We start from the raw sequence: 20,819 nt of genomic DNA, 5'->3' as shown, positions 1-20,819 counted from the left end.
TTGGCTGCCTCTTTGTTTATCGCGGGTTTTATTGTCTGCTCAGTGCAACTCCGGCAGCAGCAACTTGGCTATTTCGAAGTAGATGATGAGGCCTGTGCCATCCACCAGGGTGGAGATGAAGGGGGCAGAGACCACGGCCGGATCTATCTTGAAGCGGCGCAGCACCATGGGGATCACGGAGGCAACGGTGGCGCTCCAGAGCACGATGGCGATGATGGTCAGGGTCACGACCATGCCGATCTCCGGGCCTACCCCCAGGCTCCAGGCCCGTACCCAGGCCGCCAGGGCGATGGCCACCGAGATGAGCAGACCGGTGGAGAGCTCCTTCTTGAGCACAGTGCCGAGGTTCTTCATGCTCACCTCCCCCACCGCCATGGCACGCACGATCGTGGTGGTGATCTGGGTGCCGCTGTTACCGCCTGTGCCAATCAAGAGCGGAATGAAGAAGGCCAGGGCGATGGCCGCCTCCAGCTGCTCCTCGAAGGCCCGCAGCACGGTGCCGGTATAGGCTTCAGCCACGAACAATATGAGCAGCCAGCCCACCCGTTTGCGCCACAGCTGCCAGGGGGTCGCCTGCAGATAGGGTATATCCAGCGGCGATGAGCCCCCTTGCAACTCGGCATCCTCGGTGGATTCGAGTTCCAGGATGTCGGCGGCATCGTCCACGTGGAAGACCCCCACCAGCCTGCCCTGCTCCTCCACCGGCAGGGTCGAGATGTCGCGATCGATGAGCAGGCGGGCCGCCAGCTCCTGATCCGCCCGGGCGTTGATGCGCACGGCCTCTCGGTCCATCAGCTCGCTCACCGGTCGCAGGGGATCGGCGATGAGCAAGGACTTGAGGGAGAGGCTGCCGAGCAGACGCTGATCGCCGTTGACCACGTACAACTGCTGGAACAGCTGGCCCTTGTCCCAGGCGTCGTGGATCAGCTGCTTAGCGTTGTCGACCCTCTCCCCCTCGTGGATGGAGAGAAACTCGTGGCGCATGTTGGCGCCCACCGACTCACTCGGCCAGTCCAGCAGGGCGTACAGGCCCGATTGTACCGGCTCGGGGAAGCGGGAGAGCAGTGTGTTGCGATCGCTGTCATTGAGCTTGCGCAAGATGCCCAGCAGATCGCGCCGTGGTATGGCCCCTTGCAGCACGCCGACGATACTGGCGTGCAGCCGCAGCAAGAGGCGACCGGCACAGTCCGGTGGCAAGGAGACGAGCAGCGCCGCACCCTCGGAGGTGGGCAGGGTATCGAAGATACAGTTGAGCTCTTCCGGACGCAGGGTCAGCAGCTGGTCGGCCCGTTGTACCGGATCCAGGTTGCGGGCAAGCCAGCCTTGCAGGGCGGCCAGGTCGAGCAGTTGATGACGATTGAGCAGGGTGTGTGTTTTCTTCATCACAGATATCCTCATGTGATCCCGGGTCGAGCCCGAGAGCAACCGGTCATACCGGTCGCCGTTTGCAAGAAAACAGCAATTTGATTGACGAGTAACAGGCAGGAAATGACGCCGTCCGGCGTGTTTCATCCCCACGTACCAGCTTTAGCACTGCATAACGTATCCGGCATGCCGGAAGCCACTTGGGTTAACACCTTAATCCGATGAAAACTGTCCTGATCTTGGGCGTCTCTGGACGTCGTGAGATCAGTGGCCTGTGTTTATGCAGGAGCCTCGCCTAACGAGATGCTGCGAAATATGCAGGGCCCGGGGCCATGCGGGCGGCATCATCGGCGAGGCGCAGGCCTGAGTCAAGGCAAATGGATCGCCGGTAATGGGTTGTTACAAATTGCGGGAGGTTGGGGCAGAGCAGATGGGAGCGCGATGGAGGAGAGAATTCAAAAGTGAAAGCGGCTCCCCCGCAGGGGAGCACCAGGGTTAACGGAAAGTGATCAGCGGATATAGTCGAACAGGGTCAGCTTGCTTATCTTGCTAAAGGCGAGCTGGGAGGCGCTCATGGCGGCATCCTCCTTGGACAGCGCGGCGATCACCTCGTACATGTCGGCCTCGGAGACCTTGGCCCGCGCCTGCTGGTTCAGGGTACTGAGGCCATCGTTCGAGCTCATCACCTGCTCCAGGCTGTTGAGCCGGCTGCCGACATCCCCCTGCCCCCTGTCTATCTTGGTTCTGGCGTTGTCCATGTGGGTGGTGGCATTGGCCACCGCCAGCTGGAAATCATCCGCCGAGATGTTGGGATCCCGCAGGGCCGAGATGAAATCGGACATGCCGTTGAGCACGTTGTCGTTTTTCGGCGCATCGAGCGCAAAGGTCTGATCCGCGCCGCCCGCCGGTTGATCCAGGGTCAGCTCCAGCCCGTTGAAGGCAATCTTGTTGCCCGCGCTGTAGTCGCCGCTTTGCACCAGGGTGCCGCCGCTGTCCTTGATCTCGTAGGTATCCGGCGGGCCCGCCAGGGTGCTCACGGTGAACGAGTTGCTGGCGAGCGACGAGTCGTAGTTATTGCGATAGAAGCTCTCGAAGTTGCCCTGATCCCCGACCCCTACCTTGATGTTGGCACTGGTAGCGCTGGCGGTGCGACGGGTGGCCACCATCTCGAACAGATCGAAACCGGAGTCATTGGCCGGGATCTGCACGGTGGGCGAGACCTGGATGCTGCGCTGACCCGTGTCCCCCTGGAACACATAGTTGCCGCTCGCATCCTTGACGAAGGGCTGGGTCTTGCTCTGGTTGCCGCCGAAGATGAACTCCCCCTGGGAGTTCTTGCTGTTCATCAGATCGAACATCTGCTTTTGCAGCCCCTCCAGTTCGCTCGCGATGGCGCTGCGCTCCTCTGAACCCATGGCCGAGCTGTTGGCCTTCTGGATCAGGGTCTTGGCGCTGAGCATGGCGGTGTTGATGGAGGTGAGTACTGTATCTTCGTGCCCCAGGCTGTTCTCCAGCAGGCTGCCGTTGACGCTGTACTGCTTGAACAGATCTATCTCCTTGGTCAGCGCCATCTTCTGGCTCATGCCGGAAGGATCCTCCCCTGCCCGGGTGAACTTGTCCCCGGACATCAGCTGGTTGTAGGCGGTGTTCTGGCGTTCGCTGACCTTGCTCATGGTGGCGAGGTTGCGGTCATAGATCATGTTGGTGGTGATGCGCATGGATTACCTCACGGACGACAGCAGGGTATCGAAGATGGTCTTGGCGGTGTTGACTATCTGAGCCGAGGCCGCATAAGACTGCTGGAAGCGGATGAGGTTGGCCGCCTCTTCCTCCAGGTTGACACCTGAGACGCTCTCGTAGATGCCGGTGCTCTGGGTCAGCTTGGCCTCGTTGGCCTGCAGCAGGGTCTTGGCCTGGCTGGTCTTGTTGCCCACACCGGTCACCAGGGCGCTGTAGGCGTCGTTGAAGGTCATCTTGTCGTTGCTGGTGGCGGCGTTGTTGTTCTTGCGCACCAGTTCCTTGTTCTGCAGCTCCGCCAGGGTCAGGCCGTTGGCGTTGTCGGCGAAACCGTTCTTGTTATAGCTCAGGTTGAAGCTGTCCTTGGCCTCCACCTTGCCGGTGATGCTGAAGTCATAACCCGGGGTCGCCTTGGGATCGGCATAGACCTTGGGGCCCCCCAGCGGGCTCTCGAGGGCGGCCATCAGGTTCTGGCCCTTGCTGGAGGCCGGCGCCACCCCGATGAGGGTGGTACCATCCGCTGCATACACCTCGTAGTTGCCGCTGTTGTCGATCTTGACCACCTGGGGCGCGCCGGGTGCCAGGCTGTTGGTACCAAAGCCCGACCCCGTGCCTGTGTTATAGACACCGGTCATCTTTATCTCGCCAGAGCCTATATTTTGAGAGTTTTTATCTGCTTTTAGCGGCGAGGCCAGCGCAATATCTTCCGGTCGAGTGATGGCAGCCTTCAATCCGGCGGCGGCATGCTTGGTCGGCTGCAGCAAGATCTTGTCGCCTGCGGCTGGAGTGCCGGAAAGATCGATCTCGATACCGTGCCCCGCTACGCCAACCTTGGCGGGCGGCGTGGTGCCGGTCATGAGGGAGGTACGGTTGCCGCTGCCATCGATGGAGAAGACCTCATAGCCGGTGGCACTGTTGAACTGCACCTCGTAATCGAAGGTGGTCACCTCGCGCCCCTTGCCGGGCACGAAGCTGACGCTGGCGGCGCCGCTGCCGGTGTTGCTGCCATAGGGCAGGCCCTTGCTGGCTTCGAGGGTGAAGAGATCCCCGCCAATTTCGTTGTCCAGATCCATCCCCAGCCGGTTCTGCTGGTTCATGGCATCCGCCATGGCGGCCGCCAGTTGCCCCAGCTCCCGCTTGGAGGGCTCCAGATCCCGGCGCGCACTGAACAGGCCACCGAGCCCGCCCCCCAGATCCTGGTCGTTGACCTTGGCCTTGTTGCTGCCAAGGGTCAGCTGCAGGGTCGAATCACGGGAGTCCGGATCCCCCGCCACCATCTTGAACTGGGCGACCCCGCCATCCAGCACGAGCGAGTGACCCGTGCTCATGTTGACCAGCATGCTGCCGTTGGGCTGGGTCACGGTGCGGATGTCCATCTTCTCGGAGAGCTGGCGCACCGCCTCGTCCCGCTGATCGAACAGCATCAGGTTCTCTTCCGGCGAGCCATTGGTGCGAATGATGGCCTGGTTCAGATCATTGATGCTGTTGAGCAGGCTGTTGACCCTGTCGGTCTCGTCGCTGATGGTGGAGTTGATGGTATCGGACTGCTTGTCGAACTGGGCGGAGAGGGTCTGGTAGCGGTTCACCATGCCGTTGAGCTCGCTCAGGGTGGTCTTGCGACCCCCGATCTCGGCCGGCGACTCGTTGGCGGTATGGAACGCCTTGAAATAGGAGGTGATGGTGGTGCCGACGCTGTTGCTGGTGTCACCGAGCAAGCTGTCCATCTGGAACAGCTGATCGTAGCGGGTACCGGAGGCGTGGTAGGCGGAGGTATCGCGGCGCATCTCCCCCTGGGCATAGTTGTTGATGACCCTCTGGGTCACCATGTCACCTGTCCCCAATCCGACGGAATTGGTATACACCAGGGTGCGCTCACGTACATAGCCCTGGCTATTGACGTTGACGATGTTGTTACTGGTGGTCTGCAGCAGTCGCTGCTGGGCCATCACACCCGAGGTACCAATTCCAAGCAGATCGCTTGCCATAACTTACAGCTCCATCTCTGTGTTTCTGGTTGCAGTGTTGCCGGGCGAGGAGTAGCCGGCGATGGCGTCACTGCGCAATACCTGTTTCAGTTTGCTGGCGTACTGGGGATCCGTGGCATACCCGGCCTTCTGCAGCGCCTCGAAGTAGCGATCCGGGCTGTCCACCTTGGCCAGCGCCCCCTGATAACGGGAGCCCGAGGTCAGGAAGTCCACGTAGTCGTTGAAGCTCTCTTCAAACGACTCGTAGGAGCGAAACGCCGCCTTCTGGCGCGAGGCCACCCCTTGCTCATACTCCAGGGTGCTGACCGTCGCCTTGGGCCCTTCCCAGCGCGGATCGGCCTTGATGCCAAACAGGTTGTGGGTCAGTTGCCCCTCCCCGTCCTTGATCACCCGCTTGCCCCAGCCACTCTCCAGTGCGGCCTGGGCCACCAGCACCGCCGGACTCAGTCCCAGCTTGCTCGCCGCCTTCTTGGCCAGCGGCATCAGCCTATTGACGAACTCTTCCGGGCTGTCGAACATCTTGCCGCTCTCGCTGGACCCACCGGCTCGCAGCTCATTGTGCTGGCTGCTGCCCATGGGGGGCACGGTGCGGTGAGTGCGCCTTGGCAGCGTCAGCTCGGATCCGGCCTCATTCATTCCCTTCTCAGCAAAATCTTTGCCAACTTTTGAGGCTTCAATCAAATCGTTCGGCGCCGAGGTGGGGGCCTGATAGGGTTTGTAGACACGTTCGGTGCGCTGGGGCAGCTTGAGCACACGGCCATCGCTGTGGGTGAAGTTCTGCTCGGGGGCGAGCTGCTTGGCCACCATCTCGGCGATCCCCAGGCCCCCCTTGCTCGACATGTCGGCCACCCGCTGCTCGTCCAGCATCCCCTCGTAGAACTGGGTGTAGCTGCTGTTCATGGGGTTGCCTTCCGTCAACACAGAGTTGGCCTGACGCATGCCCTTGAACAGGGTCTGGGTGAAGATGGACTCGAACTGGCGAGCCGCCGCCATCAGCGCCTCACCCTTCCCTTCCTTGCTCTGGCTCATACGGCGCAGCTTGTCCAGGTTCTGGACGTCTTGCACCATGCCAAGATTGATCCCGCTCTGGGTGTCGAACTCTGCCATAACCTTCCTCGTTGCCGCCCGTGGCAAGCCTTTGCCGCTTAACGCTTGCTAAACCGTTACAAAATGACCAACTGCCCCTGGATGGCACCCGCCTGCTGCAGGGCCTCCAGGATTGCCATCAGATCGCCGGGGGCGACCCCCACCTGATTCACCGCCCGCACCAGATCGTCCAGGGTCGCGCCGGTATCGAGCTTGAACATGCGCCCCGGCTCCTGCTGCACATTGATGGTGGAGTTGTTGGTGATGGCGGTCTGGCCACCCGCCAAGGGGTTTGGCTGGGAGACCTGCTGATTCTCGGCGATGGTGACCGTCAGACCCCCATGGCTGATGGCCGCCGGCCGCAGCTTGACCTGGCTGCCGATGACGATAGTGCCGGTACGCGAATTCACGATGATCTTGGCGGCTTCGCTCGCCGCATCCACTTCCAGGTTTTCTATGGTGGAGAGATAGGAGACCCGCTGACCCGGATCCCGCGGCGCAAACACCTTGATGGAGGTGGCATCCAGCGCCTGGGCTGTATTGGGGCCCACCAGATCGTTGACCACGTCCGCCACTCGCCGGGCCGTGGTGAAGTCAGGCCGGTTCAGGTTGAAGGTGATGGTATCCCCCTGGCTAAAGGAGTTCGGCACCTCACGCTCCACAGTCGCACCGTTGGCGATACGGCCCACGGTCGGGGTATTGACCACCACCTTGGAGCCATCCGCCCCCTCGGCCCCGAGGCCCCCCACTACCAGGCTGCCCTGAGCCACCGCATAGACACGGCCATCCAGCCCCTTCAGGAAGGTCTGCAGCAGGGTACCGCCGCGCAGGCTCTTGGCCTCACCGATGGCGGAGACGGTAACGTCTATGGTCTGGCCCGGTTTGGAGAAGGCGGGCAGATCGGCATGGATAGCCACCGGCGCCACGTCTTTGATCTTGGGCTTGATGTTGTCCGGCACCTTGATGCCGAAGTTGTTGAGCATGGTTCTGAAGGTCTGCTCGGTGAAGGCGTTGTTCTTCTCCCCCGTGCCGGGCAGGCCCACCACCAGGCCGTAGCCGATCAGCTGGTTGCTGCGCACCCCTTCCACCGAGGTGAGATCCTTGATGCGCGAGGCGTGTGCCAGCCCGAGCGGCAGGCAGCAGCACAGCAGTGCGAGCAGACGAAGTCGATTCATGAGAGCTCCTAAAAGACCACCAGGGCCCTGAATGCTAGATGGGCCACCAGGGACCGTTGAAGAAACTGGTCAGCCAGCCCTGTTCCTGGGTGTTGGCCAGATCGCCGGTGCCGCCGTAATGGATGCGCGCGTTGGCGACCCGCTGGGACGACACGCTGTTCTCCGAGCTCACGTCTTCCGGGCGCACCAGACCGGTAATGCGGATGTATTCATTGCCGTTGTTAAGCATGATCCACTTCTCGCCGCGCACCAGCAGGTTGCCGTTTGGCAAGACCTTGACCACGCTGACCGAGATGTTGCCCTGCAGGCTGTTGCTCTGATCCGCCTTGGCCTGCCCCTTGAATGCGCTGGTCTGGCCTATGGAGGCCGACAAATCATAAGGGCTCGCCGTCACCGGCACCCCGCCAAGGGTGACGGGTTCGAGCTCCAGCTTGTTGTCCTTGCCGCTCTGGGTGTTGGCCTTCTTGGACGCCGAGGTCGATTCGGCCAGCTGGATGGTGATGATGTCACCTATCCTGTGGGCCTTGATGTCCGAGTAGATGCCGTTGACCTGCTCGGGCTGGAAGATGGCGCCGGTCGGACGCACCGACACAGGCTCGGACTCGCCATAGACGGGGGCGAACTCGGGGTCGTCCGGCCTGGCGGTATTGGGGGTACTGGCACAGCCTGTCAGCGTCAGCAGGCCCAGCATCCAGATGGCTTTCATCATGCGTCTCCGCTTATCTACCTGATTAGGTGCGTTGGGTCAGGAAGGACATCATAGAGTCCACCGCCGAGATGACCTTGGAGTTCATCTCATACACCCGCTGGGCCTGGATGAGGTTGACCAGCTCCTCGGTCACGTTGACGTTGGAAGTCTCCAGCATGCCCTGCTTGATGACCCCCAGACCGTCAGCCCCCGCCGTGCCCTGAATGGGGGCGCCGCTGGACTGAGTTTCGACAAACAAGTTCTCCCCCATGGGTTGCAGGCCTGTGGGGTTGACGAAGTCGGTGGTGTTGATCTGGCCCACCACCTGGGACTGACCATCTCCCTTGAGCTGCACCGACACCTGACCATCCTCCCCCACGGTCACGCTCTGGGCGTTCTCGGGGATCTGGATCTCCGGCTGCAGCGGGTAGCCGTTGCCCGGGGTGACTATGGTGCCCTCGTCGTTGAGGGTGAACTGGCCGTTGCGGGTATAGGCAGCGCTGCCATCCGGCAGCTGGATTTCGAAGTAACCGCGCCCGCTAATCATCAGATCCAGGGAGTTGTCCGTGGTCTGCACGTTGCCCTGGCTGTGGTTTTTCTGGGTGGCGACCACCTTGGCCCCCGCCCCTAGCATCAGGCCGGAAGGCAGCTCGGTATCCGCCGAGGAGCGGCCACCTGGCTGGTTGATGTTCTGATAGAGCAGATCCTCGAAGATGGCGCGAGCCTTCTTGTAGCCGACGGTGCTGGCGTTGGCGAGGTTGTTCGAGGTGACCGAGATATTGGTCTGCTGGGCATCGAGGCCGGTCTTGCTGATCCAGAGTGCAGGATTCATTTAATGCTCCTTGATTAGCTGATACGCAGCAGCTGGGTTTGGGCCTCGTCATTCTCCTCGGCGGTCTTCATGATCTTGACCTGAGTTTCGAACTGACGTTGCAAGCGAATAAGGTTGGTCATCTCGTCGACCACGTTGACGTTGCTACCTTCCAGCGAGCCCGCCAGCAGGCCGACATTGGCGGAAGCCGGTTCATTCTGGCCATCCTTGCGACGAAACAGGCCATCCTGCCCCTTCGCCACCGCATCGGCGGGAGGATTGACCAGCTTGATGCGCTGGAAGTCTTCCGGCAGGTTGGCGGCGGCCCCTTCCGGCCGGCCACTGATGGTGCCGTCCCGGTTGATCTCGATCTTCTCCATGGGCAGGGGCAGCACGATGGGCTGACCACCGTCATCCACCACGTTGAGACCGGTGGATGTCTGCAGGTTGCCGGCGGCATTGAGCTGCAGGTTGCCCATGCGGGTATAGGCCTCACCGCCGTTCGGATCCTGCACCGCAATCCAGCCCGGTCCGTCGACGGCAACGTCAAGATCCCGACCCGTGCTCTGCAACAAACCGTGCTGCAGGTTCTGGCCCGGGCTCTCGGTCATGGCAAACACCCGGCTGGGCAGCCCTTCGCCAAACGCCTGCATGCTGCGCGCCTGCTCGAAGTCAGACTTGAAGCCTATGGTGTTGGCGTTGGCCAGGTTGTTGCCACGCACAGCCAGGCTGTTCATGTTCTCCTTGGCCCCGGACATGGCGATGTAAAGCAGGTGATCCATGGGATCCTCCGTCAAACAGATGACTCTCGGGAGACAACTGCAAGTAGGATGCCAAGAGAGGGATGATGGCGAGACAGACGAGGAAAAAGGTGGAGAATAGAGAGAATAACAAGGGGCGCCGAAGCGCCCCTTTATAACCGACCTGCAGATTAACGGATCTGCAAGATGCTCTGCTGCAGGGAACTGTTCACTTCCAGAGAACGGGAGTTGGCCTGGAAGTTACGCTGGGCTGTGATGAGATCCACCAGTTCAGTGGTCAAGTCCACGTTGGACTGCTCCAGGGCCGACGACTTGATGGAGCCGAAGGTGCCGGAGTTCGGGGTACCCGGCAGTGCATCACCGGAGAGCATGGATTGACGCCAGGAGGTGTCCCCCACCTGAGTCAGCCCCTGGGAGTTGGCGAACTTGGCCATGGCAACCATGGCGACCTTGACCGTGGTCGCGTTGCTGTAGGTGGCGGAGACGATGCCGTCGGCCCCGATCTCGACCTTGGTCAGACGACCGACGGTGGAGCCATCCTGGGTCAGCTTGCTCACTTCAAAGGGCGAGGCGTACTGGGTCACTGTGCCCAACTTGAACTCGATATCCTGGGTGCCATCGGCACCGTTGGTGATGATACCGGCCCCCGCCGCCCCCAGTTGTTCTGTTTTGATGACGGCCGGCGTGGTCGGCGTCACCATCTTGCCGGAAGCATCGAAGGTCACGCGGGCACTCAAGGGTGCCTGACTGACGCCGGTCGCCATTGTGGTGGCAGTGCCACCAGCAACGTCGATGGGCTTGTCCCCTTGATAGAGGTACATGCGCCAAGCGGTCGGCACCGCCGCCTGGGTCGGGTCGGCCGGATCTGCTTCCTTCACGAAGTACTGGGTGATGGTATGGGGCTCACCCAGAGAGTCGTAGACCACCACTGAGGTGGAAGAGGAGTAGGTGGTCGAATCCTTGGGATCGAACTTGGAGGCATCCCCTGCCCCATTGCCCGCCGCCAGCGCCTTTGCCGTAGAAGGCAAGTTGAAGCCAGCCTCGACCTTGGAAGTCTGCACCGGCTCACCGGCCCTGTCCGGGATCTGGATGGGCTTGGTGGCGTTGATGCTGACCGCCTTGGGAGTACCGTCAGAGTTGATCTCGTATCCCTGCAGATAACCACCCGAGTTGCTGACCATATAGCTGTTTTCGTTGAGCTTGAAGGCACCGGAGCGGGTGTAGGTACGATCCAGGTTGGACAGGCCATCAGAGGTCACGAAGAAACCGTTGCCCTGAATGGCGAGATCCAGCGCGTTGTTGGTAAATTGCAGCGCCCCCTGGTGGAACTGTTGGGCCACGGCACCGGTCGCCACACCGTTGCCGACCTGGGTCTTGGCGTTGACGAAGATGGAGTTGGCATAGACGTCAGCAAACTCAGCACGGGATTCCTTGAAGCCGGTGGTGTTGACGTTGGCAATGTTGTTCGCGGTGACGTTCAGGTCTTTTTGAGCCGCATTGATGCCGCTGAGGGCATTGTTAAATGACATGTCTTTATCTCCTTAGATCACTGCTTTAGAGGTCGAGTCCGGGGTCGTAGTCGACTTGCCGCTCGTCCCGCCAATTTCCAATACGTCGGTCAGATAGATGCCACCCAACCCCTTGAGTTTGAGGGTGCTGGGGTTGGAGCTGGTGCCCAGGGTCACGCTCTCCACCTTGGCGTAGGTGAGGGCCGGCATGCTCTCGGACTTGCCATCCACTGTGCCGTGCGCCTCAATGCTGTATTTGCCACTCTTGGCCAGGTTGCCGTCCTTGTCCTTGCCATCCCACTCGAAGGCCACGTTGCCTTTCTTGTCTCCCTCGAGGGAGAACTCCTTGACGACTTGGCCACTCTCGTCCTTCACCGTCACCTTGATGTTGCTGGCGCCGTCGCCGGTGGCGATCACCCCCGAGATGTTTTCCCCCTTCTCCAGATAACCGGTATTGGAGGGTATCAACACGTTCTGGCCCACCAGGGCCGACGCCTGCAGCGCCTGGCTGGAGGTCATCAGGCTGTTGAGGCTCTCCATCTGAGTAGAGAGGCTGCTGATCCCCTGGGAGGTTGACATGGATGTCATCTGGGACAACATCTGGGCGTTATCCACCGGTTTGAACGGATCCTGATAGGAGAGCTGCATGGTCAACAGCTTGAGGAAAGACTCCTGATCCAGCTCCTTCTTCTGGGTGCTGGTGTTGGCCGTGCTAGTCTGGTTCGTCGTCCGGTTGACGCCCAGCAGGCTGTCATAGGTATCTGCCATTTATGGATCCCCCTGTCAGGACTTGCCGAGACCAAGGGTCTGCTGCAGCATCTTCTTGGCTGCGTCGGCGACCTGGACATTGGTCTGGTAGCTGCGCGAGGCGTTGATCATGTCCGCCATCTCTTCCACCATATTGACGTTGGGCTTGAAGATGAAGCCGTCTTTGTCCGCCATAGGATGATTGGGGTTGAACTCCTTGAGCAGGGGCGCGTCGCTCTCGACTATGCCCTTCACATCCACCCCGACCGAGGCCTGCTTGTCGGACATGGCCTGATCCAGCTGGGCGGCAAACACTGGCCGCCTGGCATGGTAAGTTTTTTCCACGCTGGAGCTGACGCTGTCGGCGTTGGCCATGTTGCTCGCGACCGTGTTGAGGCGAACAGACTGCGCACTCATGGCAGAGCCTGCAATGTCAAAGACCTTGAACAAACTCATTACTGTTCTCCTTTCAGTGCCTTGAGCAGGCCGCTTATCTTGCTATTCATGAATTCGAGGGAAGCCTGGTACTCAAGGCTGTTGCGCAAGAACTCGCTACGCTCCTCCTGCACATCCACGGTATTGCCGTCACCTGTGTCCGGTTGCAGGGGATTGCGGTACTGGGTCGTGCCCGGGGCATCCATCTGCAAGGCGAAGTGTTTCTCGCTGGTGGTGGCCAGACCAAAGCCTTGCTGGCTCTGGGCATCCTGCAACGCTTGGGAGAAATTGATGTCCCTGGCCTTGAAGCCCGGGGTATCCGCGTTGGCGATGTTGCTGGATAGCACCTCGGCACGCTTGGCGCGAACGCTCAGCGTGTATTGATGAACACCAAATGCCTTGTCGAATGAAATTGCCATAGCACACCTCCTGCTTCACGAATGTTTAGCAAGAGGTGTGCCAAAGAGGGGCTAGAGGGGCGTTATTTGACTTTGTAGACGATGCCGGGGTTGCAGCGGATCATCTCGAACTTGTCGGTCAGACCGGCCAGAGACTCCGAGGCCCCCAGCATCAGATAGCCGCCAGGATTGAGGCTGCTGGCAAACTGGTTGAGGATCTTGGACTTCACCTCGGGGGCGAAGTAGATGAGCACGTTGCGGCAGAAGATGATGTCGAACTTGCCTAGCAGGCTGTAGCTCTCCAGCAGGTTCAACGGGCGGAAGCTGGTCAATTTTCTGACACGCTCCGACACCCGCATCTTGTTGTCGCCGCAGGGTTCGAAGAACAGCCGCTTGCGCTCGGGGGAGAGACCCCGGGCTAGCGCCAGCGCGTCATACACCCCCTCCTTGCACTGGTTGAGCATGGTGCTGGAGATATCTGTCCCCACTATCTGCACCCCGCCCGGCAAGGTGCCCGGCCGCTTGACCTGCTGCTCCAGCGCCGTCATGGCGATGGAGTAGGGCTCCTGCCCGGAGGAAGAGGCCGCCGACCAGATCTTGATGGGGCGGCCGCTCTTGCCGAGCTCCGGGAAAATCTTGTCGCTGAGCAACTGAAACGGATAGGTATCGCGAAACCACAGGGTCTCGTTAGTGGTCATGGCATCGACCACGGCCATCTTCAGATCCCGCTCCCGGATGCCCATGGAGCGGGTCACCAGTTCAGACAGACTCTCGATACCAAACTGAGTCATCAAGGGCGACAGACGGCTCTTGACCAGATACTGTTTGTTGTCACCCAGCACTATGCCGCTCTGTTGCGCCAGAAAATTGCTGAATTGTTTGTATAAGTCGTCCGAAAGTGTCTTCATGCAGTTTTTTCTTCTTTATTAGAGAGCGCCTTGTACGGCCTTGGCCAGTTCATCAGGCTGGAACTTGGCGATGAAATTGTTCGCTCCGACTTTCTGCACCATGGCCTGGTTGAACACCCCACTGAGGGAAGTGTGCAGGATAACATGCAAATCCTTGAGTGCGGGATTGTTGCGGATCTCGGCGGTGAAGGTGTAGCCGTCCATCTCCGGCATCTCGATGTCGGAGATGACCAGGGCAATCTGATCCTTGATGGGGCCAAGTTTTGCCATCTCCAGCAGCATGTTGAGCGCCTCGCGCCCATCCTTGGCCAGCACGCACTGCACCCCGATCGCCTCCAGCGCCCGCTGTACCTGCTTGCGCGCCACCGAGGAGTCATCGGCCACCAGCACGGGACGGCCATGGGGATTGCGCTCCACGCTGGCCTCAACCAGCTCGGCGCTCACCTCGGTGGAAACCGGCGAGATCTCGTTGAGGATCCGCTCCACGTCGAGTATTTCCACCAGCTCGCCATCCACCTCGGTGACCGCCGTCATGTAGTTGATGCGGCCAGCCCCCTTGGGTGGCGGCAGGATGGATTCCCAGTTCATGTTGATGATCCGTTCCACCGAGTGCACCAGGAAACCCTGAATGGATCGGTTGTACTCGGAGATGATGATGAAGCACTTGGAGATGTCCTGAATGGGCCTCTTCCCCATCGCCATGCTGAGATCGATCACAGATATGGTCTGGCCACGGATATGGGCCACGCCGCGAATACAGGGATTGAGCTTGGGCATCACGGTCAGGGGCGGACATTGCAGCACCTCGCGCACCTTGAACACGTTGATGCCAAATCTTTGACGTCCATTGAGACGAAACAGCAATAACTCCAGCCGGTTTTGCCCCACTAGCTGGGTCCGTTGGTTGACCGAGTCAAGAATACTCGCCATAAACACTCCCTTAAAACGCTTGGCACTGATCATGCATATGTTTATGCATGTAGGTTGGCTTGCGTCAGATCACCGATGTCTCGACAACCGAATTCTGCAGCAAGCATAGTTAAATGCGGTGGTATACGTGAACAACTTATCGGCCGGCAAACCAAAATGATTAGTAGACTTTTCCTCATCTTACTGCCGATTTTCGGCATCTCCCATGCCATGGCATCCGAGCTCACCCAATACCTGCAAGAAGAGGCGCAGGCATTCGTGCTCGGCCAGCTGGATGTGCCCCTCGATGCCCAGGCCGAGGTGCAGGCCGCCTCCATCGATGAGCGTCTCCCCTTGAGTCGCTGCGAAGGGGCCCTGACCATCAGCCTGCCGGCCAGGATGGAGATCCGCCGCAACACTACCGTCTACCTCAAGTGCGAGGAGGAGAAACCCTGGGATCTCTATCTGCCGGTGCGGGTCAGCATCCAGAAGCCTTATGTCACGGTCGCCGCCCCCGTCGCCAAGGGCGATATCTTGAGCGAGTCCATGCTGACCCTGGCCTACCAGGATCAGACCCTGATCCGCGGCGATTTCTTGAGCGATCCAGCCCCCCTCATCGGGGTGCGCAGCAAGCGCGAGCTGAAACCGGGCCAGCCCATTCGCCTCACCCAGGTCTGCGTGGTGTGCAAGGGGGATCAGGTCACCCTGAGCGCTGAAAACAGCAGCATGCAGATCAAAACCATGGCCCGAGCCTTGCAAGATGGCAGCTTCGGAGACATGATCAGGCTCGTCAACATTCGCTCAGGCAAACCGGTACAGGGCAAGGTCGAGGCCGTTGGCTCTGTGGTGGTCACATTTTGATTATTTTGTTAATGCTGTGATTTTTTTCTAAAGTTCTGACCGCCGTCACCGATAACAGGTAAGCGAACAGCAAAGCAGACGAAGGTAAAGCGTATGGCTATCAACAATATCAACAACTTGGCAAACAACCGGTTGCAGAATAATGCGACCAGTCAGGGCACAGCCAGCAAGTCCACGACCTCGGCCGAAGGCAGCCGTGCGGCCCCCGTCAAGACCGACTCTGTCTCCTTGACCAGTGAGGCGCAGCAATTGCAACAGATGCACAAGACCCTCAACACCGTCTCTACCGGCAATGAGAGCCGCGTCGAGAGCCTGAAGAAGGCCGTGGCCAGCGGTGAGTACAAGGTCGACAGCGAAGCCGTGGCCAAAAAGATGTTCAGCTTTGAAGCCGACTTGGATAAACGGCTCGGATGATGAGTCTGCCTTCGCTGCTGACCGCCCAAGACGAATACCTCTCCCAGATGCAAGCCATACTGGCGGAGGAGTTTGACCTGCTCAAACAACATCAGGCCCTGGCATTGCCCGCCCTGGCCGAGCGCAAGCAGCAACTGCTTGCCACCATAGAGGCGCTGGACAAGCGTCTGGCCGAACTGCCCGATCTCCGGCAACAGCTCGCCGCCTTCCCGGCAGAGCTGAGTGCGCTGCAAACCAAGCTGGATGCCTGCCAGGAGCAAAATGACCTCAATGGTCGCCTGCTCGAGCTCAGCATCATCTCCAACCGCCGGCTGGCGAGCTTCCTCAGCAAGATGCGGGACAGAAACTCCATGACCTATGACGCCAAGGGCAACACCCGCTCAGGCACCCGCTCCCTGGGCATCAAGGCCTAGTCTCCCCCCCCCCCGTTTACCCGTTTACCCGTTTACCCGTTTACAGCACCAGCGTCATCAGCTCGGCGCCGTCGTTGCAGCCATGAATTCGCATGAGCCCATCCTCATAGCAACCATAGCTGGCCGCCCACTCTCCCCGTGGAAAACAGATGGAGCCCGGATTCATCAGCACCCGCTCCTCTTCCCGCGCCAGCACGGGCAGATGGGTGTGGCCGCTGATAAACAGGCTGCCTGAAGGCAGGGGAACCTCATCGGGACGATAGAGATGACCGTGACTGACAAACCAGCGCCGCCCGTCCACCAGCATCTGGTTGTACGGGGCCGTGATGGGGAAGTGCAGCAACATCTGATCAACTTCCGAATCACAGTTGCCTCGCACCGCCATGATGCGGGGGGCCAGCATATTCAACCGCTCGGCCACGGCCTCGGGCGCATAACCTTCTGGTACCGGGTTGCGCGGCCCGTGATTGAGCAGATCCCCGAGCAGCAGGTAGTGATCCGGCTGCCAGGGTTCGAGCCGCGCCAGCACCCGCTCCAGGGCAGTGAGGCTGCCGTGTATGTCGGAGATAATGGCAATCTTCATCTCATGCTCCTCATGGCTGGCTGAAATAGAGATCCTTGGTGGCGATCGCCCCCTTGAGGTTGCGACTGGGCAAGCCGCGCAGGCTGGGATCCACCAGCCGCATCTGGTTGTAGTGATAGACGGGAATGGCGGGCATCTCCTCCATCAGCAGGCGCTCGGCCTGATGGTAGTAGCCGTTGCGGGCGTTGCCATCCAGGCTATCCGCCGCCTGTTGCAGCAGGGTATCGAAGGCGGGATTGCAGTAGCCGCTCTCGTTTTGGGGATCCTGGCAGCGGAAACTGTTGAGCATGGACGATGGCTCGACATAATCACCAAACAAAAATGAGCGGGCCAGCATAAAATCCCCGCTGTCCTTCGCCACCTGATAGGCGTTCCACTCCATGTTGTTGAGCTCCACAGCCACTCCCAGCGGTTTCCACATGGCCGCCACCGCCAGCGCCAGCTTCTTGTGGTTCTCCGAGGTGTTGTAGGTCAGGGTCAGCTTGAGAGGATGGGCACTGTTGTAACCCGCCGCCGCCAGCAGAGCCGTCGCCTTGGCGAGGCGAGTCGGCTGATCCAGCATGGACCAGTCGGAGCCAAGCTCGTCATAACCCGGCATGGCGGGCAGCAGGGACCAGGCGGACTGCTCGCCCTGGCCGCTCACCTTCTCGGTCAACAGGTGACGATCGAGGGCCATGGAGAGCGCCTGGCGCACCCGCACGTCCTGCAGCTCGGGGCGACGCAGGTTGAAGGTGTAGAGATAGGTGCCAAGCAGCGGCAGCCCCCAAATCCGCTCCGGGGTCTCCTGCTTGATCTTCTGGTAGTACTCCAGCGCCACCTTGTTGGTGAGCTGGATCTCCCCGGCCTCGTAGCGCAGCCGCTCCGCATGCTGGGAGGCCAGCGGCAGATAGGTGACCCGCTGGATGCGGGTATGGGCATCGTCCCAGTACTGGGCGTTGCGCTCCGCCTCGATGCGCTCGTTCGGCACCCAGTTCACCAGCTTGTAGGCACCGTTGCTCACCAGCTTGCCGGGTTGGGTCCACTGCTTGCCAAACTCGGCGATGGCCTTGCCGTTGACCGGCACGAAGGGGCGCTGGCTGATGAGCTGCAGGAAGTAGGGCACGGGCCGCTCCAGGGTCACCTTGAGGATCTGATCCCCCTCGGCCTCGACCCCCAGCGCCCCGAGATCGAGCGCCCCGGCATAGATAGACTGGGCGTTGTTGATGCCGGTGGCCAGCAGCAGGCCCGCGGATGGGGAGGCCTGCGCCGGATCCAGCAAGCGCCGCCAGGCGTAGACGAAGTCCTGGGCCACCAGCGGCTCGCCGTTTGACCACTTGAGCTGCGGGCGCAGGAAGAAGCGCCACACCAGGCCATCCTCGCTGGTCTCCCAGCGCTGGGCCTGGGCCGGCACTATCTTGCCCTGGCCATCTTCACTCACCAGCCCCTCGAACAGATCCACCAGCACCACCTCCCCCGGGAAACCGGAGCGGATCTGGGCCGGATCCAGGGATTCGGGCTCGGCGCCATTGCCCTTGACCAGGGTCTGTCTGTCCGCCAGCACGGGGGCTTGCACGACCGTGGTCGCCTGCAGGGAGGGCGCGAGCATCAGGCCCAGTAGAAAGGGGGGGAGCCAGCGACGGGCCGGCGTAAGGGCAAGGGGGTAGAGCATGACATCAACCTCATTCAATTCTGTTCACTGCAAGATGGGGAAGGCCGGCGGCGCGCCTGAATAAAGAATGCATGATGCCGCGCTTGTTATCCCCGAAGACGGCCCGTATTGTATCGGGCTTGCCCGGCAGATGGAGTCTTTCGGGCTATTTTTTTCAGAAGTTTTTTATGGCGGCCCGCCCGGGGCGCCATGCTCACCACATTTTCAGGGATTTTTTATGGGGTACGAGTGGCTGGCGCTGGCCGCGGCCAGTTTATGGGCGATTGCCGCCCTGATTTCCGTCAAACCGGCCCGCCATCTGGGGGCCTTCGCCTACAGCCGCTGGCGGATGTTTCTGGTCAGCCTGATGCTGGGCAGTGCCAGCCTGGCTACCGGCGGCTGGCAGACCCTCACCGAGAGCGCCCTGCCCCTGCTGGCCCTGTCCGGGCTCATCGGCATCTTCGTCGGTGACACAGCCCTGTTCGCCTGCATGAACCGGCTGGGGCCGCGGCGCAGCGGCCTGCTCTTCTCCTGCCATGCGCTTTTTTCCGCCCTGCTCGGCCTCTGGCTGTTCGGCGAGCAGCTCGGCGGCTGGCGACTGGTGGGGGCCCTGCTGGTGCTGGCCGGGGTCATGCTCGCCATCCTGTTCGGGCGACGCGGCAACCAGCAAGACAACGAGTGGGAACAGGTACGCGGCCACCTGGCTATCGGCATAGCGCTCGGCCTGACCGCGGCCCTGTGCCAGAGTCTCGGCGCCATCATCGCCAAGCCGGTGATGATGAGCGGCAACGTAGATGCGGTGAGTGCCTCCGGCATCCGCATGGGCAGCGCCTTGCTGGCGCATTGTGCCTTGCGGCTGCTGCGGGTGCCGCTCGCCATGCCCCATCACCCCATCAACCGGCAGGTGCTCGGCATGATAGGCATCAACGGCTTTTTGGCGATGGCGCTCGGCATGACGCTGATCCTGGTGGCCCTGCGTCAGGGGGACGTGGGCATGGTGGCGATTCTCTCCTCCACCACTCCCGTCATACTGCTGCCCCTGCTGTGGTGGCACTCAGGGATGCGCCCCGCCCTGCCCGCCTGGGCGGGGGCCCTGCTGGCGACCCTGGGCACGGCCCTGGTACTGGGGGCAGGATAGGCAACCCGGCGTTAGCGCCGGGTGTTGACACTATCTGCGAAGACGCCCCTCTTCGAGCCTAAGGCCAAGTGTGAGCTTTGGGCTCGATTCGCCCCCAAGCAGTGCCATCGGTGGCGGCAACATCATGGCGACATCACACGGCCATCGCCTACCCGGGTGATCAGAACAGGGCGATCTCTTCCGGAGTCAGCTCCCGGTATTCCCCCTCGGCCAGACTCTCATCCAGCGCCAGACCACCGATCTGCTCCCGATGCAACCCCACCACCTTGTTGCCGATGGCGGCAAACATCCGCTTCACCTGATGGTATTTGCCCTCATGGATGGTCAGGCGCGCCTCGCACTCCCCCAGGATCTCCAGCTGGGCCGGTCGGGTCTTGTCGTCTTCGTTGCGCAGGAAGACGCCGTCGGCAAACAGGGAGATGGCATCCTCACTCACGGGGTCAGCCAGCCAGACATGGTAGGTCTTGGCGCACTCGTGGCGCGGGGAGGTGATGCGATGGGACCACTGACCATCGTCGGTGACCAGCACCAGCCCGGTGGTATCGAGATCGAGACGACCCACCACGTGCAGCTTGCCCATGGCGGGCTCGTCCAGCAGCTGGAAGACGGTGGCATGATCCGGGTCTTCATTGGAGCAGACATAGCCGACCGGCTTGTGCAGCATGAAGTAGCGATTGTGCAGGCTCAGGGTCAGCATGACCCCGTCGAACTCGATCTGGCTCTGCTCGTTGATGTGAAAGGCGGGCTGCTTGACCAGGATACCGTCCACCATCACCTCACCCTGACGGATAAGCTTGCCCGCCTGGGAACGGGTCAAATCGGAACAATCGCAAAGAAATTTATCGAGCCGCATGCACAACCTCGGAGTCCATCATGAAAGGGGCGTCATTATATCGGCCGTGTCCGACAACGCCAGCACTAAGGGGGGCAAGGGCCCACCTGCGGCCATGACGCGACCCCAGGCCGGTGTTAGACTGGCTGTAGAGGGCCCACGTTACGCATAATAAGAATCTCAGGAAGCCGTATGAAGTCGAACACGCCTCATCCCGTTATCCCGGTCAACCAGCTGCAACCGGGCATGTACGTCATTGCCATCACCAGCCAGACCGGCGCCATGGAAATTGCCCAGATGGGGCTGGTCACCAATCGCAAGCAGATAGAATCCCTGATAAGACGCGGCGTTAGCACGGTGAGAGTGGATCTCTCCCGCAGCAAGCTGGCGGGTATCGAGCAAGTCCTCTCCCCTGAGCCCGCCTCCCCCTCCTCCAGC

The 20,819-nt window shown here is 60.9% G+C and carries 22 protein-coding genes and 1 riboswitch; of the genes, 5 read left to right on the top strand and 17 right to left on the bottom strand.

The annotated features are described in order from the left end of the window. Nucleotides 1-39: 39 nt before the first annotated feature. From mgtE to CUC44_RS06890, 14 genes are all read right to left on the bottom strand, one after another. On the bottom strand, nt 40-1,383 hold the full coding sequence (gene mgtE, locus CUC44_RS06955; RefSeq protein WP_100859253.1) for a magnesium transporter: 1,344 nt from the start codon (nt 1,381-1,383) through the stop codon (nt 40-42). A 122-nt stretch (nt 1,384-1,505) separates the two neighbouring features. Further along, nucleotides 1,506-1,675, bottom strand: a riboswitch (M-box (ykoK) riboswitch). A 199-nt stretch (nt 1,676-1,874) separates the two neighbouring features. Continuing rightward, nucleotides 1,875-3,083, bottom strand: a complete 1,209-nt coding sequence (flgL, locus tag CUC44_RS06950) for a flagellar hook-associated protein FlgL (protein ID WP_100859252.1) — start codon at nt 3,081-3,083, stop codon at nt 1,875-1,877. A gap of 3 nt (nt 3,084-3,086) precedes the next feature. Further along, nucleotides 3,087-5,087: a FlgK family flagellar hook-associated protein gene (locus tag CUC44_RS06945; protein ID WP_100859251.1), complete on the bottom strand. Its 2,001-nt coding sequence runs from the start codon at nt 5,085-5,087 to the stop codon at nt 3,087-3,089. Nucleotides 5,088-5,090: 3 nt separating this feature from the next. Next, nucleotides 5,091-6,194: a flagellar assembly peptidoglycan hydrolase FlgJ gene (gene flgJ, locus CUC44_RS06940; RefSeq protein ID WP_167388815.1), complete on the bottom strand. Its 1,104-nt coding sequence runs from the start codon at nt 6,192-6,194 to the stop codon at nt 5,091-5,093. Between the two features lie 56 nt (nt 6,195-6,250). Beyond that, nucleotides 6,251-7,348, bottom strand: coding sequence for a flagellar basal body P-ring protein FlgI (locus CUC44_RS06935; protein ID WP_100859250.1), 1,098 nt, complete (start codon nt 7,346-7,348; stop codon nt 6,251-6,253). 34 nt (nt 7,349-7,382) lie between these two features. Then, nucleotides 7,383-8,054, bottom strand: coding sequence for a flagellar basal body L-ring protein FlgH (gene flgH, locus CUC44_RS06930; protein WP_100859249.1), 672 nt, complete (start codon nt 8,052-8,054; stop codon nt 7,383-7,385). A gap of 25 nt (nt 8,055-8,079) precedes the next feature. Beyond that, nucleotides 8,080-8,868 (bottom strand): flagellar basal-body rod protein FlgG, encoded by a 789-nt coding sequence (flgG, locus tag CUC44_RS06925; protein ID WP_100859248.1) that lies wholly within the window; start codon nt 8,866-8,868, stop codon nt 8,080-8,082. Between the two features lie 14 nt (nt 8,869-8,882). Further along, nucleotides 8,883-9,629: a flagellar basal-body rod protein FlgF gene (flgF, locus tag CUC44_RS06920; protein ID WP_100859247.1), complete on the bottom strand. Its 747-nt coding sequence runs from the start codon at nt 9,627-9,629 to the stop codon at nt 8,883-8,885. Between the two features lie 149 nt (nt 9,630-9,778). Continuing rightward, nucleotides 9,779-11,137: a flagellar hook protein FlgE gene (flgE, locus tag CUC44_RS06915; protein WP_100859246.1), complete on the bottom strand. Its 1,359-nt coding sequence runs from the start codon at nt 11,135-11,137 to the stop codon at nt 9,779-9,781. 12 nt (nt 11,138-11,149) lie between these two features. Next, entirely contained in the window at nt 11,150-11,884 is a 735-nt protein-coding gene (locus CUC44_RS06910) for a flagellar hook assembly protein FlgD (protein ID WP_100859245.1), read from the bottom strand. Nucleotides 11,885-11,899: 15 nt separating this feature from the next. Then, entirely contained in the window at nt 11,900-12,319 is a 420-nt protein-coding gene (gene flgC / locus CUC44_RS06905; RefSeq protein ID WP_100859244.1) for a flagellar basal body rod protein FlgC, read from the bottom strand. Beyond that, nucleotides 12,319-12,717, bottom strand: a complete 399-nt coding sequence (gene flgB / locus CUC44_RS06900) for a flagellar basal body rod protein FlgB (protein ID WP_100859243.1) — start codon at nt 12,715-12,717, stop codon at nt 12,319-12,321. Before flgB ends, flgC begins: the two co-directional genes overlap by 1 nt. A gap of 62 nt (nt 12,718-12,779) precedes the next feature. Continuing rightward, nucleotides 12,780-13,604 (bottom strand): CheR family methyltransferase, encoded by an 825-nt coding sequence (locus CUC44_RS06895; RefSeq protein WP_100859242.1) that lies wholly within the window; start codon nt 13,602-13,604, stop codon nt 12,780-12,782. 18 nt (nt 13,605-13,622) lie between these two features. Next, on the bottom strand, nt 13,623-14,534 hold the full coding sequence (locus CUC44_RS06890; protein WP_100859241.1) for a chemotaxis protein CheV: 912 nt from the start codon (nt 14,532-14,534) through the stop codon (nt 13,623-13,625). Between the two features lie 234 nt (nt 14,535-14,768). Between CUC44_RS06890 and flgA the strand changes: the two genes are divergently transcribed. From flgA to CUC44_RS06875, 3 genes are all read left to right on the top strand, one after another. Next, nucleotides 14,769-15,374, top strand: coding sequence for a flagellar basal body P-ring formation chaperone FlgA (gene flgA / locus CUC44_RS06885; protein WP_279627823.1), 606 nt, complete (start codon nt 14,769-14,771; stop codon nt 15,372-15,374). 93 nt (nt 15,375-15,467) lie between these two features. Beyond that, nucleotides 15,468-15,788, top strand: coding sequence for a flagellar biosynthesis anti-sigma factor FlgM (flgM, locus tag CUC44_RS06880; protein ID WP_100859240.1), 321 nt, complete (start codon nt 15,468-15,470; stop codon nt 15,786-15,788). Further along, nucleotides 15,785-16,201, top strand: coding sequence for a flagella synthesis protein FlgN (locus tag CUC44_RS06875; protein WP_167388813.1), 417 nt, complete (start codon nt 15,785-15,787; stop codon nt 16,199-16,201). The genes flgM and CUC44_RS06875 overlap by 4 nt, the downstream gene beginning before the upstream one ends. Before the next feature lie 40 nt (nt 16,202-16,241). Here CUC44_RS06875 and yfcE read toward each other — a convergent pair whose 3' ends face one another. Together yfcE and CUC44_RS06865 are read right to left on the bottom strand one after the other, a co-directional pair. Beyond that, nucleotides 16,242-16,784, bottom strand: coding sequence for a phosphodiesterase (gene yfcE / locus CUC44_RS06870; protein ID WP_100859239.1), 543 nt, complete (start codon nt 16,782-16,784; stop codon nt 16,242-16,244). Nucleotides 16,785-16,794: 10 nt separating this feature from the next. Then, the gene (locus tag CUC44_RS06865) at nt 16,795-18,432 is read right to left on the bottom strand and encodes a peptide ABC transporter substrate-binding protein (RefSeq protein WP_100859238.1); all 1,638 of its coding nucleotides are present in this window, start codon (nt 18,430-18,432) and stop codon (nt 16,795-16,797) included. Nucleotides 18,433-18,649: 217 nt separating this feature from the next. On the opposite strand from CUC44_RS06865, the gene CUC44_RS06860 reads away from it, so the two are divergent. Beyond that, entirely contained in the window at nt 18,650-19,549 is a 900-nt protein-coding gene (locus CUC44_RS06860; protein WP_100859237.1) for a DMT family transporter, read from the top strand. A 160-nt stretch (nt 19,550-19,709) separates the two neighbouring features. On the opposite strand, the gene rsuA is transcribed toward CUC44_RS06860, so the two are convergent. Next, nucleotides 19,710-20,402: a 16S rRNA pseudouridine(516) synthase RsuA gene (gene rsuA / locus CUC44_RS06855; RefSeq protein ID WP_100859236.1), complete on the bottom strand. Its 693-nt coding sequence runs from the start codon at nt 20,400-20,402 to the stop codon at nt 19,710-19,712. A 171-nt stretch (nt 20,403-20,573) separates the two neighbouring features. On the opposite strand from rsuA, the gene CUC44_RS06850 reads away from it, so the two are divergent. Continuing rightward, the coding region (locus tag CUC44_RS06850) for a DUF3391 domain-containing protein (protein WP_157812757.1) at nt 20,574-20,819 on the top strand (246 nt) is incomplete at its 3' end.

This window comes from Aeromonas lusitana, assembly GCF_002812985.1.
GTDB lineage: Bacteria > Pseudomonadota > Gammaproteobacteria > Enterobacterales > Aeromonadaceae > Aeromonas > Aeromonas lusitana.
Note: the sequence above shows the minus strand (reverse complement) of the source record. Positions and strands in the feature narration are given on the sequence as shown.

Bases quoted from the DNA above. Each gene is read 5' to 3' on its own strand.
- rsuA (WP_100859236.1), bottom strand. From the start codon at position 20,402: ATGCGGCTCGATAAATTTCTTTGCGATTGTTCCGATTTGACCCGTTCC.
- CUC44_RS06865 (WP_100859238.1), bottom strand. From the start codon at position 18,432: ATGCTCTACCCCCTTGCCCTTACGCCGGCCCGTCGCTGGCTCCCCCCC.
- CUC44_RS06935 (WP_100859250.1), bottom strand. From the start codon at position 7,348: ATGAATCGACTTCGTCTGCTCGCACTGCTGTGCTGCTGCCTGCCGCTC.
- flgJ (WP_167388815.1), bottom strand. From the start codon at position 6,194: ATGGCAGAGTTCGACACCCAGAGCGGGATCAATCTTGGCATGGTGCAA.
- yfcE (WP_100859239.1), bottom strand. From the start codon at position 16,784: ATGAAGATTGCCATTATCTCCGACATACACGGCAGCCTCACTGCCCTG.
- CUC44_RS06890 (WP_100859241.1), bottom strand. From the start codon at position 14,534: ATGGCGAGTATTCTTGACTCGGTCAACCAACGGACCCAGCTAGTGGGG.
- flgE (WP_100859246.1), bottom strand. From the start codon at position 11,137: ATGTCATTTAACAATGCCCTCAGCGGCATCAATGCGGCTCAAAAAGAC.
- CUC44_RS06875 (WP_167388813.1), top strand. From the start codon at position 15,785: ATGATGAGTCTGCCTTCGCTGCTGACCGCCCAAGACGAATACCTCTCC.
- mgtE (WP_100859253.1), bottom strand. From the start codon at position 1,383: ATGAAGAAAACACACACCCTGCTCAATCGTCATCAACTGCTCGACCTG.
- CUC44_RS06860 (WP_100859237.1), top strand. From the start codon at position 18,650: ATGGGGTACGAGTGGCTGGCGCTGGCCGCGGCCAGTTTATGGGCGATT.
- flgB (WP_100859243.1), bottom strand. From the start codon at position 12,717: ATGGCAATTTCATTCGACAAGGCATTTGGTGTTCATCAATACACGCTG.
- flgH (WP_100859249.1), bottom strand. From the start codon at position 8,054: ATGAAAGCCATCTGGATGCTGGGCCTGCTGACGCTGACAGGCTGTGCC.
- CUC44_RS06945 (WP_100859251.1), bottom strand. From the start codon at position 5,087: ATGGCAAGCGATCTGCTTGGAATTGGTACCTCGGGTGTGATGGCCCAG.
- CUC44_RS06910 (WP_100859245.1), bottom strand. From the start codon at position 11,884: ATGGCAGATACCTATGACAGCCTGCTGGGCGTCAACCGGACGACGAAC.
- flgM (WP_100859240.1), top strand. From the start codon at position 15,468: ATGGCTATCAACAATATCAACAACTTGGCAAACAACCGGTTGCAGAAT.
- flgG (WP_100859248.1), bottom strand. From the start codon at position 8,868: ATGAATCCTGCACTCTGGATCAGCAAGACCGGCCTCGATGCCCAGCAG.
- flgF (WP_100859247.1), bottom strand. From the start codon at position 9,629: ATGGATCACCTGCTTTACATCGCCATGTCCGGGGCCAAGGAGAACATG.
- flgL (WP_100859252.1), bottom strand. From the start codon at position 3,083: ATGCGCATCACCACCAACATGATCTATGACCGCAACCTCGCCACCATG.
- flgC (WP_100859244.1), bottom strand. From the start codon at position 12,319: ATGAGTTTGTTCAAGGTCTTTGACATTGCAGGCTCTGCCATGAGTGCG.
- CUC44_RS06895 (WP_100859242.1), bottom strand. From the start codon at position 13,604: ATGAAGACACTTTCGGACGACTTATACAAACAATTCAGCAATTTTCTG.